Raw genomic sequence first — 18465 nt, forward strand, 5'->3', positions numbered from 1 at the left:
ATTATTTTGAAAACCGCTCCTCAAATATTTTTTCCATAGCAAACATCTCATCACGAAGCCTTGCTGCTAACAGGAAGTCCATATCCTTGGCGGCTTTTGCCATGTCTTTTTTAGTCCTGTCAATTGCCTTTTGCATTTCCGGTTTACTCATATACTGCACCACCGGATCTGCTGCCAGGCTTACCTCATCAAATTCCACGTATGCTTTAGCGCTTTCATTTTTATCAGCAAAGTTCAACATGGAGGTTTGTTCCATGATCGCTTCTCTCGATTTTCCGACCGTCTTTGGCGTAATGCCATGTTCCAGGTTATAAGCAATTTGTCGCTCACGGCGTCTGCGGGTCTCATCGATGGTTTTTTCCATGGAATCCGTAATGCTATCCGCATACATGATCACCCGGCCGCGATCATTCCTCGCCGCACGTCCGATCGTCTGAATGAGCGAGCGCTCCGAGCGAAGGAAACCTTCCTTATCTGCATCAAGAATGGCCACCAGCGATACTTCCGGTAAATCAAGTCCCTCTCTTAACAAGTTGATTCCGATCAGCACATCAAATTCGCCCAAACGCAAGCCACGCAGGATCTCTACCCGTTCAAGGGTCTTCACTTCAGAGTGAATATAGCGTACTTTGATGTTCAAACGATCCATATACTTGGTCAGCTCCTCAGCCATACGTTTGGTTAAGGTGGTTACCAGCACGCGGTCCCCCATCTTAATCGTTTTATCCACTTCATCCAGCAGGTCATCCACCTGGTTGATGGCCGGGCGAACCTCAATCTCCGGATCAAGCAAACCTGTAGGCCTGATCACCTGTTCGATCACCACACCTTCAGATTTCTGCAGCTCATAATCCGCCGGGGTCGCACTTACGTAAATCGTCTGTGGAGCAAGCCTTTCAAACTCATCAAAATTCAAAGGCCTGTTGTCCAATGCAGATGGCAGCCGGAAGCCATATTCCACCAGCGACATCTTTCGGGAGCGGTCACCACCATACATCGCACGGATCTGCGGAACCGTCACGTGGCTCTCGTCGATAACCATCAGGTAATCATCCGGAAAATAATCCAGCAAGCAGAATGGCCGCATCCCCGGCGAACGGCCATCGAAGAACCTGGAATAGTTCTCAATACCAGAGCAATACCCAAGCTCCTTCATCATTTCGATATCGAAATTTACCCGCTCTTCAAGTCGCTTTGCTTCCAACAGTTGCCGGTCACCAATAAGCTGATTCTTACGGATCTCCAGCTCTTCCTGTATACCCCAAATGGAGGAGTTGAAGCGGTCTTTAGGCGTAACAAACAAATTAGCCGGGTATATCGCCATGTCTTCCAGCTTTTCAATCGTCTTCCCCGATACCGGATCAATCACGGAGAGTTCTTCAATGTCATCACCAAAGAATGATATCCGGTAAGCATTATCCAGGTACGCCGGATATACATCCACCGTATCCCCCTTTACGCGGAATGTCCCACGTTTAAAATCATTGATGGTCCTGGCATACAGGATCTCCACCAGGCTATGCAGAAACGAGTTCCTGGAAATTCTCGTACCGACAGCAAAGCGAAACACCGATCTTGAAAAATCCTCTGGATTACCCATACCGTAGATACAGGAAATTGAGGAAACAACGATCACATCGCGGCGTCCCGACATCAGCGCAGAGGTGGTACGAAGCCTCAACTTCTCGATCTCCTCGTTAATGCTTAGATCTTTTTCAATATAGGTGTTGCTGCTGGGCATGTAGGCCTCAGGCTGATAGTAATCGTAGTAGGAAACGAAATAGTTTACGGCATTATCCGGAAAAAACTGCTTAAACTCCCCATACAACTGTGCAGCAAGGGTCTTGTTGTGACTTAATATTAAGGTTGGCTTTTGTGTCTGTTCAATAACATTCGCAATGGTAAAAGTTTTACCCGAACCCGTCACCCCCAGCAGGGTTTGATAGTGTTCATTATTATTAACGCCCTCCACCAGTTGGGCTATTGCATTTGGCTGATCACCGGTGGGTTTATAATTGGATGCTATTTTAAATTTCATAGGTATTCAAAGATAAGCATTATTGCCATATTGGAATATCGTCTTAATATCCTAATTTTAGGTACCTTTACTGCGCCTATGATGTTCGAATTAAACAAAGTCAACTCCATTGCAAACACCTTCATCGCTGAATTAAGGGACATTAATATACAACGTGACCCCGCGCGTTTCAGAAGAAACCTTGAACGCCTGGGTGAATTCTTTGCCTTTGAAATCAGTAAAACTTTGAAGTACAGTGATGCGGAAACGCAGACGCCGCTTGGCATTGCTCAGACGAAAACGCTGACCAGCCCACCGGTGTTAGGTACCATCCTTAGAGCAGGACTCCCATTACATGCCGGAATGTTAAACATCTTCGATCTTTCCGATTCGGTGTTTGTTTCTGCATACCGCAAGATGCATAGCAGCGGCGCTTTCACCATACAGATCGAGAACATTTCCACCCCCGACCTGAATGACAGAATCCTGATCATGTCTGACCCGATGCTGGCCACAGGCTTAAGCATGGTCATGTGTTGCAAAGAGCTGCTCGCCAGGTTCAAAGTCAAGGAACTGCATATCGTCGGCCTTATCGCCAGTGCAGAAGGCATCCGTCATATACAGGCAAACCTTCCAAATGCAAGACTCTGGGTCGGTGCAATTGATGAAGAGATGACAAGCAAGTCGTACATTGTGCCTGGACTGGGTGACGCCGGTGATCTGGCCTTTGGAAAGAAATTATAATGAAAAAACACATCTTTTTTGACCTCGATCATACGATCTGGGACTTTGACAGAAATGCTGAAGAAACCCTTATGGAGTTATATCAGCATTATAAATTAGATGAATTGGGGCTGAGCTCTGCAGAGGAATTTATCCTGAACTATACGCTTAACAATCACGCACTCTGGGCCGACTACCATTTAGGAAAAATATCCAAAGAACTCTTGCGCGCCGAACGCTTCAAAAGGACGTTTGTTCAGATGGGCATCCTTCCTGAACTTGTACCCCTGCAGTTTGAGGAAGATTACGTACGACTTAGTCCAACCAAGACCAACCTTTTTGAAGGTTCACTGAAGGTCCTGGAATACCTGAAACAGCGGTACCAGCTGCACATCATTACCAATGGTTTCAAAGAAACGACCATTACCAAGATGAACCTTTCCGGCTTAAACCCCTATTTTCAGCATGTCATCATCTCCGAGGATGTTGGCTTCAATAAACCGCATCCTAATGTCTTTCAATATGCGATTGATAAGGCAAGTGCCAGCCTGGAAGAAAGTGTGATGATTGGCGACAGCCTGGAGGCAGATATTTACGGTGCACAGCAATTCGGTATGGAAGCGATTTTCTTCAATCCATTACGGAAAAAGAAACCAGCGGACGTGACACGTGAGATCTACCACCTGGAAGAATTGCTTCTACATTTCTAAGCTTAAATTTACCCTTATGGATACAGCAGGCGTTTTTAGTTCCATCCAGACCACAACAGACGCTTACCGGAAGCGTCTTGGAGCGGTGACTCCAGCAAAGTTCCACCTTAGCCCTGCTGATGGCGGCTGGTCCTACGCCGAGGTTTACGCACATATCTTCGACCTGAGCATCTTGTCGCTGGAAGCCATTGAACGCTGCCTTACAGGGGAGGCAAAACAAGGGAAAACACCATTTATTACACGTGCCATACTCTTCTTCGGCGCATTTCCTCCAGCGATGAAATTCAAAGTCCCCAAACAGTTCGAGTCGCGGGTACGCAAGATCAGCAGCGCTGAAGCCGCAGCCTTAATCGCTGAATTTGAGCATAAGCTTCAACCCTATGCGGAAAAGCTTAAAACCGCAGCACCGGAGCGCAAAATTGCACACCCGAGACTTGGCTACTTGAACGCGCTGCAATGGTTGAGATTTATAGAGATTCACTTGAAACATCACCTGAAACAACTGAATCGAATCGACAAGCAAGATAATTTTACATCTTTGCGCCCATGAACATTCCGGGGATCAAGGGCTTTGACCAAGATGCTTTCCAAAAATATTTAAAGAATACCGGATGGCTGATGTTCGGGAAAATCCTAAGCATGGTCATCAACCTGCTTACGGCAAACTATTTAGGTGCTATATCCTTTGGAGATCTCAGCTTTGCAGATGCGCTCACAGCCATTGTAGCTGCCGTGGGTACTTTGGGGCTAGACAGTTTCATCATCCGTGAGATCATACAAAACCCCGACAAAAAAGACGAGATCCTTGGTACTTCACTGTACATGCGAATTGCAGTCAATTTACTATTGATTCCCATCTCGGTACTGATCTATGTCGTTTTTCATCATTTCTCCGGACGCAGTGATCACTCCTTGACATGGATCGTATTCTTTCTGGCATTTGCCTCATTTTTTAAATCCTTCAATGTGATTGACTCCTATTTCCAGTCGCAAGTTGCATCAAAATATGTGGTGCAGGTTCAGAATGTCTGCGTCATCATATCTGCGGCCGTGAAAGTTTTGCTGGTTGTTCTAGGATTACCCGTGATCTACTTTGCCGTCGCCCTTTGTTTTGATGGTTTTATCCTCGCCGCTGGATTGGTCTGGATGTACCATCGCCGCGGACAGCAGATGCGCAAGTGGTACTTCAATATGAACCGGGCAAGATCACTGCTGAAGCAATCCTTCCCGCTGATCCTTTCCGCAGTAATGGTATCCATTTACATGAAAATCGACCAGGTGATGCTAAAGACGGTTGGCAGTGCGGAAGTGGGCATTTATGCTGCAGCGGCAAAACTAAGTGAAGCCTGGTACTTTATCCCTGTGGCAATCGTGACATCCGTCTTCCCCGCAATCATACATGCACGAAAGACGGACCTGGAGCGATACCATAAAAGGATGGGTAATCTCTACGATCTGTTGATCTTTATCAGTCTGCCTGTGGCCTTCTTCATCAGTTTCTTCGGTTCAGACATCATCAATCTGCTATACAGAAATAACCAATTTGAGGGTGCCGGACCAATGCTCGCCATCCACATCTGGTCGGGTGTATTCGTTTTTCTTGGCAGTGCAAGTACCCAATACCTGCTTGCAGAAGGCTATACATTAGTTTCTTTTCAGCGCACGGCCCTCGGTGCGGTGCTAAATGTGGTCCTAAACTTGTGGTTAATTCCCCTTTATGGCGGCATGGGGGCATCAATCGCAACGTTGATCGCCTGTATATTTTCGACCTTTTATCTTTTATTTTTACCTCATACCCGGCAGCAAGGCATTATGATGTTAAAATCCTTATTTTTGATTTCCGCGGCACAAAAAATATTTAAATTTTGAGTACACTTAAAGCATTAACGACGCTGCTGGCTAAACCACGCCGGTTGAAAGCGCTCCTATCCTACGGGCACAAAGGTTATCTGAACAGCATCGGCTGGTTTCGTGCATTCGATGAACAGCAGGCCATCGATGAAAATGGCGATCCCATTCCTTGGGTAACCTACGCCTTCATAGATTTTATCCGTGGCAGGTTGAACAAGAACCAGGTTGTATTCGAATACGGGTCCGGTAGTTCCACCCTGTTCTATGCTGCTCGTGTTGGCCGGGTCGTTTCCGTGGAACACGATGAATCCTGGTACAAGAAAATTGTAGGCAGCAAACCCGCAAATGCAGAGATGATCTATACGCAGCTTAGTACCGATGGCGAATATGCCCGCAAAGCCGGCATGCTCAGCGAAAAGTTCGACATCATCATCGTTGATGGCCGCGACCGTGTGAACTGCTGTAAATATGGCCTTGCCGCACTTAGCGACAAAGGCGTGATTGTGCTTGACGATTCTGAACGCCCAGCCTATAACGACGCCAGGATCTTGCTGAAACATGCAGGCTTCAAAGAACTATCCTTTAGCGGCATTTCGCCTGGACTGTTTTACCTCAAAGCAACTTCCGTCTTTTACCGACCTGATAACTGCCTCTTGATCTAGGAATAGCTATGTTAAGTGAAGACGTAAAAAGCGCTTATAATGACTTCTATAAATCCAGTGATGAGGCCTGGCGTATGCTTGGTGCCAAAGCCAAGGCACGAAACATCATGGAGGTCTGCAAAAGTATAAATCCGGAAAAGATCCTTGAAGTTGGTGCCGGCGACGGCAGTATCCTGCATTTTCTGGATGCCGCGAATTTTGGAAAAGAAATCCACGCCCTTGAAATTGCAGATACTGGCGTGGAAAGGATCAAACAACGCAAGCTAAAGAACCTGCGTGCGGTACAAGCCTTTGACGGCTATAAGATCCCGTATCCAGACCAGCATTTTGACCTGGTCATCCTGGCCCATGTGCTTGAACACGTAGAGCATGTGCGTATGCTGCTGCGTGAATTAAAACGGGTAGCCAGATATGTGGTTATTGAAGTACCGCTGGATTACCGCTTCGGAGTGGACAGGCGCATGAAACACTTCCTGAACTATGGCCACATCAACATGTACAGCCCCACGCTGCTCCGCTTTTTACTTCAAACTGAAGGGCTGGAGATCATTACCGACCAAACCTCCCTTACCCCTCCAGAGACCATTAAGTTTAATGAGTTCGAGAATAAAAAAAACAAAAAGACTATAACCAGGGTACTTAAAATAGAACTGGAATACCGCTTGAAAAAGCTGTTCGGATCCATTCTTGGAAAGAAAAAACAAGAGCAATTTGGAAATGCCTATACGGTGCTCACCAAAAACTCCAGTCAAAACCTGAAAATATTTTAAAATGCAAAATTTCGCTCCAATAGCATTATTTGTCTATAACCGGCCCCAACATACAGAAAGAACAATCAAATTTCTTCAACAGAACGAGGTTGCGCCAGAAAGCCGGTTATTTATATTTTCTGATGGACCGAAAAGTCTTGCAGATGAAGACAAGGTGCAGGAAGTACGTGACTTCCTTAAAACCATCGAAGGCTTTAAGTCTGTAGAGATCATCCAGCGCAAGGAAAATGCAGGGTTGGCAAATTCCGTGATTGCTGGTGTGACACAACTTATCAACGACTACAAACAGGTGATTGTATTGGAAGACGATCTGGTTACCTCACCGCATACGCTTACCTATTTCAATGAAGCGCTTAACCGCTATCGCTACGAGCACAAGGTGATGCACATCGGTGCTTACATGTATCCCTTAACAACCCCTAATCTTCCGGAGAGCTTTTTCTATCGCGCTGCAACCAGCTGGGGCTGGGCAACCTGGGAAAGGGCCTGGAAACATTTCGAGCCAGACATTGATGTGCTGATCCCACAATTTGATGCCAAGATGATTCATGACTTCTCTATTGATAAGACCATGAATTTCTGGAAACAGATGCAGGACTTCAAAAAGGGTAAGAACAACTCCTGGGCAATCCGTTGGTATGCGTCGATTTTCCTTAAAGGAGGTTTAACACTTAACCCTTCACACTCCCTGGTGAATAACATTGGTCATGATGGCACGGGTGTACATTCTGGTGTAAACGACATTTACAATGTAATTATTAATCCCAGGCCAATTCGCCAATTTCCAGCAACGATCAAGGAGCACCCAGCGGCCTATCAGGCCATCAAAAAGTTTCTGGCAAACCGCAAGGGATCATATTGGACCAGGCTTGTACGGTTCGTTAAAGGGAAGTTCTCGTCTTAAAAGCGCTTAAATCTAAGTAGAAGCCTAATCATAACCACTGACATTAAGGTTTTGATTGTCAATGCAATTACTTATTTTTGCGCGCTGTCTTCAGTTATTGCAGATAGACTTTAAGTTAATAGATGAACCTCAAAGTACATCCTTTGCTACGATTCAAATCAACGCATTCTCATTTTACCAGTATCAGAAAAGCGCAACAGCAGCTATTCTACTTAATGCTCGGGGGCAACGTGCTCAAGGGCTTTATCAAGCTCGTAATTGCGATCAGCGGAAAGCACCCGGCCGACATTCCTCCGGCTTTATTTATGATATTCTCCTCGGTATTGTTGATTTATTTGATCAGGAAACACCAAAAATACGTCAAGATAGCCATTCACCTGGCGCTGCTGGCCACCATACTCCACATATACCGCAGGGTGTATAGTCCATCAATTGGCGCTGACATTCTTGCCCTCCAGTATGTGTTTATGACCATCATCTGCAGCTTTTTTGGACTGAACAAAAAGTGGGGCACAATCTACACCCTTATTGCATCTGCGGCATTAATCCTACCCAATTACCTTAATTTCGTCTGGACACCAGCACTGAAACCTTATCCACAACCCTATAACGACCTTTACATTTTCATCAACGTGGTTGTAATGCTGGTTTCGTATATCTATTTTCATGGTGCATTATATGGCAATCTCAATAACAAAAAGCTACTCAACAAGAGGTTAACGGAAGTTGCAAAGATCAAAACAAACTTCCTGGCAACCATGTCCCACGAGCTAAGAACACCTTTGAACTCGGTAATCGGCATCGCAAGCCTACTGATTCAGGACAATAAAGACAATAAACAGAACGAACAACTGGATGCACTGAAGTTTTCAGCAGAAAGCTTACTTGCGCTGATCAACAATATACTCGATATCAATAAACTGGAATCCGGGAAATTTGACCTCGAATCCATCCCCTTTAGCCTCCCAACCCTATTAACGAGTATTGGCAAAGGCGCTTCGATCAAGGCGGAAGAGCATAAGATCAGCTTTTCCCTGAATGTAGATCAGGAATTGAACCGCATTCAGATCATTGGAGATCCCACCCGCCTGAGCCAGATCTTGTATAACCTGGTTGGCAACGCCATGAAGTTTACCGAAAAAGGAGCCGTTACGGTATCTATAGCGATTGTCGAAAAAGTTAGTACCCGCTATACGCTCAGGTTTAATGTTTCGGATACCGGAATCGGGATCAGCAAGGCTCAGCAAAAGCTCATTTTTGAGCCTTATGCTCAAGCCTCAGCAGATACGACACGGAAGTTCGGCGGCACAGGACTAGGCCTCTCTATTGTAAAACAGCTGGTAGAAATGCAGGGAGGCCAGATTCAGGTGGAAAGCACTCCTGGAAAAGGCACCTCCTTTTTCTTCGACCTGGCGTTTGATACCATAGCTCAGGCACCTGCTCGGGTAGCTAAAAATAACGAGGTAATCGACCCCGAGATCAGCAACCTGCGGGTGCTGCTGGCAGAAGACAATATCATGAACATCTATTTTATGAAACAGCTGTTCAAGCGATGGAACATCACGGCAGATATTGCTGAAAATGGGGAAAAGGTGCTGGAGTATCTAAACAACAAAGACTATGATGTCATCCTGATGGATATGCATATGCCTGTGATGGACGGTGCAGAAGCGACGCGTCGGATCAGACAATTACCTAATCGGGAAAAGGCAGCAACCTATATCATTGCACTAACGGCTTCCGTTTCCGAGAGTGTTCAGGATAAAGTTAAAGCATGTGGAATGGACAATTACTTACACAAGCCCTTCCAACTGAACGAGTTGAAGGAAAAGTTACAGGATAGGATACATTCTACAATTGCATAACTAAGAAGACGGCTTCCTGGCCTCCAGGATAATATAGGGTGACAACTGCCTGGAGTTAAAAGGTATAACCTTGGTAAACACCTTTCCCGCCGTCCACACCAACTTTTTGAACATCCGCACTAATGTAGGTTTATGCTGCTCATCTTCAAGCCAGATGCTGAAGTTTCCATAATAGCCTGCTTTGATGACTTCCAAACCCTGCGCTTTGCATATTCCGGCAAGCAATTCAGGGTCCATGCAGTTGATGTTGTGTATCTTATAATTCTCAGGATCAAACTGCTTCTGAAACCAGCCATTTACCGCTTTGAAATTTGGCAAGGTAATGAACAGCGTTCCACCGGGTTTTAGAAAGCCAATGTGCCGCTTGATGATATCGGCAGTATCGACGAAATGTTCAATCAATCCGCAGGAAAGCACCAGATCGTAACGCTGTTCCGGCTGATATTTAAATAGATCAGTCTCAATCACCATGATTTCGTTTACTTGAAGCGAATTAGCCTCCAAAAGCGAATTGGTAATGGGCTGGTGAATAAAGTAATCCAGCAGAGTGACATCTAATCTAAAATACTTTTTCAGAAACACGGCATAGTAGCCAGGGAATCCACCCAATTCAATGGCCGTTTTAACCTGTTGTTCTTTAATGATCGTGCCCAGTTCTTTATGGAATAAATAGTTGGCGGGAACATTTATGGATAAGCCACTTTTACGTTCCCAATAATTCACCCAAAATGCTCTGTCTGTTAAAAGATTGTCCATAAAAGTTGTAAGCAAGTTAACCCAGCTGATCAGCAAGGATCTTGCCTTTCAAAAATACAAGATTATAGCAATCGCTAACCAATAATCTGTATTTTTGAGAAATTGAAAATTGTACACCTAAATACATACGAAGGAAATGGCGGCGCCGGAAGAGCCTGCCTTCGCTTAAATCATGCCTTGAATGCAGGCGGAGCTGCTTCCAGGGTGATGGTATTCTTTCAATTTAACGACAGCACCAAAACTGGAACGTTCAGTAAAAATGTCTTTCAGAAAACTAAAGCTGTATTCAATATCCTGGCAGAACGTTACCTTGTTAAACTCTTTGCTAAAAACAGCAAAACCCCTTTTTCTCTAAGTTGGTTTGGGCGTAACATTGCCAAAAGTAGCGCGCTGAAAGATGCGGACATCATTCACATTCACTGGATTAACCATGGTTTCCTGCGCCCGAAAGATCTGGCGAAACTGGATGAACTCGACAAACCAATAGTTTGGACCTTTCACGACAGCAATGCCTTCACCGGGGGATGCCATGTCCGGTATACCTGTGAGAACTACCATAAGTCCTGTGGTTTTTGTCCATTGCTGAAAAACAGCAGCGAGAAAGATATTTCCCATAAAACCTGGATGCGGAAAAGTAAAGCTTATGCTGCACTCAACTGCCACATTGTGGCGCCGAGCCATTGGATGGCAAATTCCGTAAAGATGAGCAGTCTCATGGGCTTTCGTCCAGTAACGGTCATTCCGAACACCATTGAAACCGATGTATTCAAGCCCTATGTGAAGTCTGAGGCCAAAAGGATGCTCAAAATATCGCCAGACAAGTTCGTGCTGATGTCCGGATTTATGCCTTCGAAAAATGATAAACACAAGGGCACTTCCTACCTCATTGAAGCACTGAATGATCTGGCAAGCCGCCCTGGTATCGATAAAGAGAAGATTGAGCTCGTCATCTTTGGAAACAAGGAGAACGCAGATATGCCAGTCTTTCCTTTTAAAACCACCTTCCTGGGTGCGATTGCAAATGACACCCACCTGGCGAAGTGTTACTCCGCAGCAGATGTATTCGTGGCACCATCCCTGGAAGATAATTTGCCGAACACAGTTATGGAAAGCCTGTCCTGCGCAACACCCGTCGTGGCCTTCAAAACCGGCGGTATTCCGGACATGGTTAAACACCTCGAAAATGGATACCTGGCAAACTACAGATCCGCTGAGGACCTTGCCACGGGTATTGAATGGTTGTACCACGACGAACATGCCCCGGAGATTCAGAAAGAAGCCAGACGCTCCATTCTAATGCATTTCTCCGAAGCTGTTGTTGCTGAAAAACATCTTAACCTGTACCAGTCGCTGTTAGATCTACAACCCAAATAATATACAATGTCGAAACCTGTTTTAAGCGTCATCACCATTGTCTATAATAATGTGCGGGACATTGAACGTACCATGCGCTCCGTGCTGAACCAGCGCTATCCACATATCGAATACCTGGTGATTGATGGTGCATCTACAGATGGCACAAGGCAGGTTATTGAACGTTATCAGGACAGACTCGCATGTTACCGGTCAGAGCCAGACAAAGGCATCTATGATGCGATGAATAAAGGCCTTGCATTGGCAACAGGTGATTATGTGCTGTTTATGAACTCTGGTGACGAGATCTATGACAGCAAAACGGTAGCTGCGGTATTTGCTTCAGGAGATGATGCGGACATCTATTACGGTGAAACAGAGATGTTCAATGACAACTGGGAGAGCCTTGGCCAACGGCGCCATAAGGCCCCTGAACACTTCTCCTGGAGAAGCTTTAAGTATGGCATGAACATCAGTCATCAGGCCATTTATATCAAACGTGAGATTACAGAACCTTACGACCTCAACTTTCGGTATAGCGCCGACATCGACTGGATCATAAAAGCTGCTAAAAAGGCTAAAAAAATCGTGAACACCAGGCGATATGTTGCCAAATACCTGGTGGGCGGCGTATCCAAGCAAAAACATTTGGACAGCCTGAAAGAACGCTTTCACATTTTCAGCAAGTATTACGGCCTGTTACCGAACCTGCTTAATCATGTCGTTATTGCTTTCAGGCTGACTTATTATTACTTAAAAAACCGCCGGACCAACGACTGATTACTCCAGGCGGGTGACTTCCAGCGCATTCAGTACCGGACGTCCTGCAATCGCTTCAAACTCCAATCGGATACCCCGGTCATTCCGCACAATCGCCACAGTCTTTTTAGAAACTGCCCTGGCAGCTCCAAATCGCTTTGGCAAGTTTAATTCCGTTTCAATCCTGACCTTATCCAGGTATATATTGAAGATCCTGTTCTCTGTTGCCGGTTTCTTGTAACGGGCCAATAGGTTGTAAGGCAGCACTGTCGTCATTTCTGAGCCAACCAGCTCTGCGAAATGCATCGTGATCTCATATTTTCCATCCGGAACATCCAGGCGATATGCTTTAAGTCCAATGCGCTGCGTTTGATAAATCGGATTGGATAAAGTATTCAGGATGGTTTTGTCCGTTCCGAAAGGCTGGCGCAGGTGATCTTCCATTTGATACATCTCTCCTCCGATATAACCCCAGGATCCCTTCCGATAAGGCTGATCCGGTAACCAGATCTTGCCTTTGATGTCGTCAATATAGTACCTTGGATCTCCAACCGAAATTGCGATACCCATGAACGACATCGCCTTACTTTTTAAATTTTCAGGGATGATCTTGAAATGAACCTCCGCCTGATCTTCTATGCCAGGTCTGTCTACGGATACCACTTTGATGCTGTTCTGTCCATTGTTAAATGGTACTTCCCAGCCCGCAGTCCGGTCTTTAAGTGTTTTCATACCGATGGATCTGCCGTTTACAAACAGCTCTGCTTTTTTCACATTTCCAAACACATCGACATGCTGTTTCGCTAGTTTCCCATCTTTTGTACCCTGGCCGCTCCGGGTTTCACCATTGCCGGCGCCAATCTTCAGGTAAGCCTTGGGCGACAAATAGGCGCTGTAAAGAAAATAGGTGTTCTTGGGCCTTCTATCGTGGGTCATCAGGCCTTTGTTATTGATGTGGGACATCGTTTCCTCTCGATCTTCTGAACTGAAATCTGCAAAGTTCCAAGCCTGTGCACCAGCTACAAACTGCCGGTCCAGGATGGCATTTAAGTAGATCTGATGGTATTTAACGGCATATTCTACGCTTTTATCGAACCTTTCCGGTTGATCAGCATGGATTCTTGGATCAGCATCCGCACCATATTCAGTGACCATGAATGGCTTGTTCGGCATTTCCTTATGAAGCTTATCCAATATGGGCCCGATGTCGGTTACTTTGCCACCATACCATCCAGGATATAAATTCCAACCCAGGACCATTGGAATGCTGGTCAGACCAGTTTTTTTATACTGACTGATGCTGTTGTGGTTAGACATCATCGTGTACCGGTATGGATCCACACGGCGCGTAACTTTGTCAAGTGCCAGCGCGAGTCTTCTAACATTTTCCAGATACACCTCTCGCCGTTTCTCGTCATCCTTGAACTTTGTCTTCAGTAGGATTTCATTCATATAAGCCCAAATTACGATGCTGGGGTGATTGTAGTTCTGGAAGATCATCTCCAACTGCATACGGATCGCATTGTTGGTAAAGGCTGCGCTTTCTGTAATCTCACTTACCACCGGGATTTCCACCGAGGCCAGGATACCCAGCGCATCACATGCATTAAGTACCGCCTGATCTTGTGGATAATGCGCTACCCGAAGAAAGTTGGCACCCGTTGCTTTCAACAATTTCACGTCTTTCACCTGTAATTCTGGTGGCACAGCATTGCCCATGCCTTTAAAGTCCTGATGCCGGCTTGCCCCCATCAGCTTATAAGGCCTGCCATTGAGGAAGAAGCCCTGCTTAGCATCAAACTTAAACCAGCGAAAGCCGGTTCTCTGTTGAACTTCATCTAAGATTGCACCAGTTTTAGCATCGACAATATTGCTGATTATGGTGTATAATGCTGGACTTTCGGGCGACCAAAGTACCGGCTTTGCTACATCAGGTAGATTGTGACTAAAGGAAATTCGTTTGCCATTTGCAGCAGTACCCAGGGGAAAGGTATTCACGGATACCACCCTGCCTTGTGGATTTTTTATGAAATTACGCAAGGCCAGCATGCGGCTGCGGCCGGAATTATTGATGAACTGGCCCGTTACTTTGATGCTGGCCTTTTCTGCAGACACCGCGGGCGTGGCAACGTAAAGCCCCCCTGCCCCATAGTTATCATCATTAAAGTGCACCGGATTTAACACCAATAGCGATACATTCCGGTATATACCTCCGAAGAAAGTAAAGTCGGCCGATAGTGGTGCGATGTTTTCATTGTACCTATTATTCACCTTCACCGCGATCAGGTTCTCGGCAGTACCTTTAAAATTTAGCATACCGGTAAGCGGAATTAAAAAGCGGGTATAGCCGCCTGCATGTTCCCCAACCTTTTTGCCATTTAAAAACACTTCAGTTTCCTGGTTAGCACCATCAAAACATAAATACACCTGCTTACCCTTCCAGCTCGCTGATGCTTTGAGCAGCTTCTTATACCAACCTGCCCCCCGATAATAGCCTGGGATGTGATCTTCTACATCCTTGTCATTCCAGGTATGGGGTAAGTTGACCGCCTGCCAGGCTAAGCTTGATTTTGGAAGAACAGATTGATTCGTTGGGTCTTTGATAAACTTCCATTCCCGGGAAAGCGGAACGATATTGCGGATGGATTTAGGGCTTGCAGCTTGCGTGGCCACAGATTGATGCGCGTACGAAATAGCACACATGCAGGTCAGGAACGCTGCAAGCAGTTTAAGATTTTTCATGAGAGCGAAATGATATTTTTTTATTAAGCGCCAAATCTATGATAAAGATTTGCGTGGTTCACTACACATTTTCAAGGCAAATTTCACATAATATAATGCTGTAAACCTGAGCATCGGTGCTAAAGCAGATGGTATCTGACAACAGGTCTGTAAGCCTTTCTGCAGGGGTCGAGCCGGCGTTGACCCGGCCGGGGGGCGAGTTAACGCCGGCTTGACCCCCTGTTGAGGCCGTATCGAGGGCGGGTCAACTTCAAAGCTGATACCGTTCTGCCAGCCGCGATGGCCGCGGCAGGTCATGCGCATGTCTGAATGATCATGGATAGCAAAGCTACAAAAACAATCTTTTCGCTGACTTGTAGTTTATGACAGAAGAACATCAATAACCTAAATGAAATAACCATGGGACAATTAAATAACAAGAACATTGCAGTACTTGCAGCAAGCGGATTTGAAGAATCGGAATTAACCAGCCCGGTTCAGCGCTTAAAGGAAGAAGGTGCTAACGTACACATCATTTCGGTGGAGCCCGGAAAAATTCAGGCCATGAAAGGCGATAAAGACTGGACAATTGAACTTGACGTAGATAAAGTATTGTCTGAGGTTAAGGCTGAAGATTATCATGGATTACTGCTTCCTGGCGGCGTATTGAACCCGGATGCTTTAAGGCGCAGTGATGAAGCGATCAGCTTCGTAAAATCATTTTTTGAGGCTGGAAAACCTGTTGCCGCCATCTGCCATGCACCGCAGGTGTTGATTTCCGCTGAAGTGGTAAAAGGAAGAAAACTTACCTCCTTTCAGACCGTGAAAGTTGATCTGGTAAATGCGGGTGCAGACTGGGTGGATGAGGAAGTTGTGGTTGATCAGGGCTTGGTGACCAGCAGAAGCCCGAAAGACCTGCCTGCCTTCAATGATAAGATCGTAGAGGAATTTGCCGAGGGTGTGCACGACGGTCAGCACGCTTAATCTCGACAGAAGAATAAAAGGAGCCTGTATCATAAATCATGATCAGGCTTTTTTAGTATAATTCGGATTTCACCTGGTCGTTTCAAGATCTAAAAGGCACTTTTCAAAGGTTTGTTTTCATTATTTCTTAGGCGTAAAAGCATGGAAGATGTGGCTTAAACTAAGTCCTTTAATGCTTCCAAAGGTGCTGGTTTAGGAGTTTGTGACTAGCAGTGTTTCGAGCGGCGGGCTTGCGCTGAAACTAAACTAAAAGCTGTAATTTACGCAAATGAATGAGCCACTAACTGAGCAAGACCTATATAACATGGGAATAGCTTTCGATGAGAGATTAGGAATGTATAAACTATCTGGGGTTTTATGTTATGACCTTACGACCCACATACTTTATTGCTATGACAGCAAAGGCAATACAATGATTCCGATCAGTCGGGAAATTAAAACCCGACAAGATATCTCCGATTTGTATTCATTGCTTTTCAATGCATAAATCATATCAAGCAAGAAAAGCAAGCTTCGGCGGCATTCAAATAAGTTACGTTGAAAGTTGAATTAACTTGTTGTTTGGACTTGTCACCCTACTCAGATGACTAAAATGCAATGCAGAAAATGCAAATCGGACAGGCTGGTTGTCTACAGCCGCAAAATGAAATTTACGTATGGTGTCGGACTTTCAATGCTTAGTTTACTCCTAATTTCTGCCGGTGTGATGTTCTATATCTATATCTGCTTAGTTTTTGGGCTAGTGAGCGCCATGATTGGTCTGGCCTACTTAGGAATGGCTGCAGCTCACACGCGCACGAAGATTAGATGTAAGTTTTGTGGAACTGAGTGGAAGTTGCGTTACTAAAAAAATTTGAAGCATTTAACGCCGGAAAACAATACTTTAATCCCATTTTAATGTCGCCTTATTACCTTGCCGAAGATTTATGACTCAAGCGTTGAGTACTGGCGTTACAATAGCGGGTGCCTGGATAGGCCACCCGCTACTTTTTCCCTTAAAGACACAAGCTGTTTTTGCTTTTAAGGATTTGTAGACCATAAACCCGCTTCCTTCACAAAGACACGGCGGTTCAGCTTCAACTGAGACACCATAAATTCTGCGAAATCTTCAGGCTGCATAACCCGCTCCGGATTTCCGTCGGTGAGCTTAAGATCCTTCGCCATATCTGTAGCGATGGTGCTTGGCAGCAGGGTGCTTACACGGATATTGTGTTTACGAACTTCCTGCATTAAGGACTCGGACATACCGATAAGGCCGAATTTCGATGCGCTGTAAGCGCTAGTCACTGCGGCGCCATTCTTCCCTGCTGTGGAGGAGATGTTCAGGATATCTCCTGTTTTACGTTCCATCATTTCCGGCAGCACTGCACGTGTCATGTAGTACGGGCCGAAAAGGTTCACTTTCACGATTTCCTCCCACCTTGCTGGCTCAAGTTCCATAAAAGGACCAAAGGAAGAGATCCCCGCATTGTTGATCAGGATATCTATCGGGCCAAGTTCAGCTTTCACTTTAGCCACGGCTACATTTACTTCTTCAATATCGGCAACGTTAACCGTTGCGATAGCAGTTTTAACACCATACGATGCCAGCTCCGCAGCTACAGCATCCAGATCTGCAGCAGTCCTTGCCATCAAGCCAATGTTGACACCTTCTTTAGCAAGTTCAATGGCCACTGCACGTCCGATACCTTTACCTGCACCGGTTATGATTGCATTTTTTCCACTTAATGATTCCATGTTATTGAGATTTGTGACAAATGTAGAAAAAAGCATAGTTCAAAAAACAACAGCAGTGTAAATCGAGTAGGAAGGTAATCATTATTTGATTACCTGTCCCCTCACACCACCGTACGTGCCGTTCGGCATACGGCGGTTCATTAAACATAAACAGCTTTAGGGGTTACTATTTCTTTTAGACATAGTAGCCCCTGTTTCTTTAGAAATGCATTGTTAAGAGTCCGGGTCAGTATCGGGCTGTGTACGGTTCGCCAATGGCCTTTTCGGGTATTTCCCCATTGATAAGCCTGATCAGGGTGAACCCCAAGTTTCTCGAGTTGCTTAACGCGGGTCTTTACCTGCTTCCATTGTATCCAATAACATAGCCTGACTCGACTGCGGACCCACTCATCAAGTTCTCTGAATACAGTATGAGCTTCGCTCAGCTTGAAGTAGTTCCCCCAACCCTGGTTCAGCTGCCTGATTTGCATCATCCGATCCTCGATCGGGTAAGGTTTTCTGCGGCAGGTAATCTCCCTGATTTTATCCTTGTAAGTGCTAATGCTTTTACGGTGTACCGTAATGCCTTTGCTACCTTTCTTGTGATAAAAGGTAAAGCCCAGTAGTCTGGTTTGCCATGGACGGGTAACCACGCTCTTTTCCACGTTTACTTT

General features: G+C 45.5%; 16 protein-coding genes. 11 read left to right on the top strand and 5 right to left on the bottom strand.

What is annotated here, in order from left to right; genetic code table 11:
* Position 1 precedes the first annotated feature (1 nt).
* Positions 2-2038 (bottom strand): excinuclease ABC subunit UvrB, encoded by a 2037-nt coding sequence (uvrB, locus tag AC5WJX_RS07140; RefSeq protein WP_494483969.1) that lies wholly within the window; start codon positions 2036-2038, stop codon positions 2-4.
* A gap of 78 nt (positions 2039-2116) precedes the next feature.
* On the opposite strand from uvrB, the gene upp reads away from it, so the two are divergent.
* The 8 genes from upp to AC5WJX_RS07180 all read left to right on the top strand — a co-directional run bounded on the left by upp (position 2117) and on the right by AC5WJX_RS07180 (position 9502).
* A complete protein-coding gene (upp, locus tag AC5WJX_RS07145; RefSeq protein WP_440430840.1) occupies positions 2117-2761 on the top strand; it encodes a uracil phosphoribosyltransferase in 645 nt (214 codons plus the stop codon).
* Positions 2761-3450: a YjjG family noncanonical pyrimidine nucleotidase gene (locus AC5WJX_RS07150; protein ID WP_494483970.1), complete on the top strand. Its 690-nt coding sequence runs from the start codon at positions 2761-2763 to the stop codon at positions 3448-3450. The genes upp and AC5WJX_RS07150 overlap by 1 nt, the downstream gene beginning before the upstream one ends.
* A gap of 16 nt (positions 3451-3466) precedes the next feature.
* Positions 3467-4000 carry a DinB family protein gene (locus AC5WJX_RS07155; RefSeq protein WP_494483971.1) on the top strand — a complete coding sequence of 178 codons (534 nt, stop codon included), beginning with the start codon at positions 3467-3469 and terminating at the stop codon, positions 3998-4000.
* Positions 3997-5319: a flippase gene (locus tag AC5WJX_RS07160; RefSeq protein ID WP_494483972.1), complete on the top strand. Its 1323-nt coding sequence runs from the start codon at positions 3997-3999 to the stop codon at positions 5317-5319. The genes AC5WJX_RS07155 and AC5WJX_RS07160 overlap by 4 nt, the downstream gene beginning before the upstream one ends.
* Complete coding sequence (locus AC5WJX_RS07165; protein ID WP_494483973.1) at positions 5316-5963, top strand: class I SAM-dependent methyltransferase; 648 nt, start codon at positions 5316-5318, stop codon at positions 5961-5963. The genes AC5WJX_RS07160 and AC5WJX_RS07165 overlap by 4 nt, the downstream gene beginning before the upstream one ends.
* Positions 5964-5971: 8 nt before the next feature.
* Complete coding sequence (locus AC5WJX_RS07170) at positions 5972-6733, top strand: class I SAM-dependent methyltransferase (RefSeq protein WP_494483974.1); 762 nt, start codon at positions 5972-5974, stop codon at positions 6731-6733.
* 1 nt (position 6734) lies between these two features.
* Positions 6735-7637, top strand: coding sequence for a glycosyltransferase (locus AC5WJX_RS07175; protein ID WP_494483975.1), 903 nt, complete (start codon positions 6735-6737; stop codon positions 7635-7637).
* Positions 7638-7759: 122 nt separating this feature from the next.
* Entirely contained in the window at positions 7760-9502 is a 1743-nt protein-coding gene (locus tag AC5WJX_RS07180) for an ATP-binding protein (RefSeq protein WP_494483976.1), read from the top strand.
* Here AC5WJX_RS07180 and AC5WJX_RS07185 read toward each other — a convergent pair whose 3' ends face one another.
* A complete protein-coding gene (locus tag AC5WJX_RS07185) occupies positions 9503-10258 on the bottom strand; it encodes a class I SAM-dependent methyltransferase (RefSeq protein WP_494483977.1) in 756 nt (251 codons plus the stop codon).
* A 102-nt stretch (positions 10259-10360) separates the two neighbouring features.
* On the opposite strand from AC5WJX_RS07185, the gene AC5WJX_RS07190 reads away from it, so the two are divergent.
* Both AC5WJX_RS07190 and AC5WJX_RS07195 read left to right on the top strand, forming a co-directional pair.
* Positions 10361-11632 carry a glycosyltransferase family 4 protein gene (locus tag AC5WJX_RS07190; RefSeq protein ID WP_494483978.1) on the top strand — a complete coding sequence of 424 codons (1272 nt, stop codon included), beginning with the start codon at positions 10361-10363 and terminating at the stop codon, positions 11630-11632.
* A gap of 6 nt (positions 11633-11638) precedes the next feature.
* Positions 11639-12391: a glycosyltransferase family 2 protein gene (locus AC5WJX_RS07195; RefSeq protein WP_494483979.1), complete on the top strand. Its 753-nt coding sequence runs from the start codon at positions 11639-11641 to the stop codon at positions 12389-12391.
* On the opposite strand, the gene AC5WJX_RS07200 is transcribed toward AC5WJX_RS07195, so the two are convergent.
* On the bottom strand, positions 12392-15112 hold the full coding sequence (locus tag AC5WJX_RS07200; RefSeq protein ID WP_494483980.1) for a glycoside hydrolase family 2 TIM barrel-domain containing protein: 2721 nt from the start codon (positions 15110-15112) through the stop codon (positions 12392-12394). It abuts the gene before it with no gap.
* Between the two features lie 399 nt (positions 15113-15511).
* On the opposite strand from AC5WJX_RS07200, the gene AC5WJX_RS07205 reads away from it, so the two are divergent.
* Positions 15512-16075 (top strand): type 1 glutamine amidotransferase domain-containing protein, encoded by a 564-nt coding sequence (locus tag AC5WJX_RS07205; protein WP_440430863.1) that lies wholly within the window; start codon positions 15512-15514, stop codon positions 16073-16075.
* A 1020-nt stretch (positions 16076-17095) separates the two neighbouring features.
* On the opposite strand, the gene AC5WJX_RS07210 is transcribed toward AC5WJX_RS07205, so the two are convergent.
* Together AC5WJX_RS07210 and AC5WJX_RS07215 are read right to left on the bottom strand one after the other, a co-directional pair.
* Positions 17096-17812 (bottom strand): 3-ketoacyl-ACP reductase, encoded by a 717-nt coding sequence (locus AC5WJX_RS07210; protein ID WP_494483981.1) that lies wholly within the window; start codon positions 17810-17812, stop codon positions 17096-17098.
* Between the two features lie 140 nt (positions 17813-17952).
* The coding region (locus AC5WJX_RS07215) for a group II intron maturase-specific domain-containing protein (RefSeq protein ID WP_494483672.1) at positions 17953-18465 on the bottom strand (513 nt) is incomplete at its 5' end.

Source organism: Pedobacter sp. NEAU-ZC8 (assembly GCF_059278965.1).

Coding starts and splice junctions, on each gene's coding strand:
- uvrB (WP_494483969.1), bottom strand. CDS start 2,038: ATGAAATTTAAAATAGCATCCAATTATAAACCCACCGGTGATCAGCCA.
- upp (WP_440430840.1), top strand. CDS start 2,117: ATGATGTTCGAATTAAACAAAGTCAACTCCATTGCAAACACCTTCATC.
- AC5WJX_RS07150 (WP_494483970.1), top strand. CDS start 2,761: ATGAAAAAACACATCTTTTTTGACCTCGATCATACGATCTGGGACTTT.
- AC5WJX_RS07155 (WP_494483971.1), top strand. CDS start 3,467: ATGGATACAGCAGGCGTTTTTAGTTCCATCCAGACCACAACAGACGCT.
- AC5WJX_RS07160 (WP_494483972.1), top strand. CDS start 3,997: ATGAACATTCCGGGGATCAAGGGCTTTGACCAAGATGCTTTCCAAAAA.
- AC5WJX_RS07170 (WP_494483974.1), top strand. CDS start 5,972: ATGTTAAGTGAAGACGTAAAAAGCGCTTATAATGACTTCTATAAATCC.
- AC5WJX_RS07175 (WP_494483975.1), top strand. CDS start 6,735: ATGCAAAATTTCGCTCCAATAGCATTATTTGTCTATAACCGGCCCCAA.
- AC5WJX_RS07180 (WP_494483976.1), top strand. CDS start 7,760: ATGAACCTCAAAGTACATCCTTTGCTACGATTCAAATCAACGCATTCT.
- AC5WJX_RS07185 (WP_494483977.1), bottom strand. CDS start 10,258: ATGGACAATCTTTTAACAGACAGAGCATTTTGGGTGAATTATTGGGAA.
- AC5WJX_RS07195 (WP_494483979.1), top strand. CDS start 11,639: ATGTCGAAACCTGTTTTAAGCGTCATCACCATTGTCTATAATAATGTG.
- AC5WJX_RS07200 (WP_494483980.1), bottom strand. CDS start 15,112: ATGAAAAATCTTAAACTGCTTGCAGCGTTCCTGACCTGCATGTGTGCT.
- AC5WJX_RS07205 (WP_440430863.1), top strand. CDS start 15,512: ATGGGACAATTAAATAACAAGAACATTGCAGTACTTGCAGCAAGCGGA.
- AC5WJX_RS07210 (WP_494483981.1), bottom strand. CDS start 17,812: ATGGAATCATTAAGTGGAAAAAATGCAATCATAACCGGTGCAGGTAAA.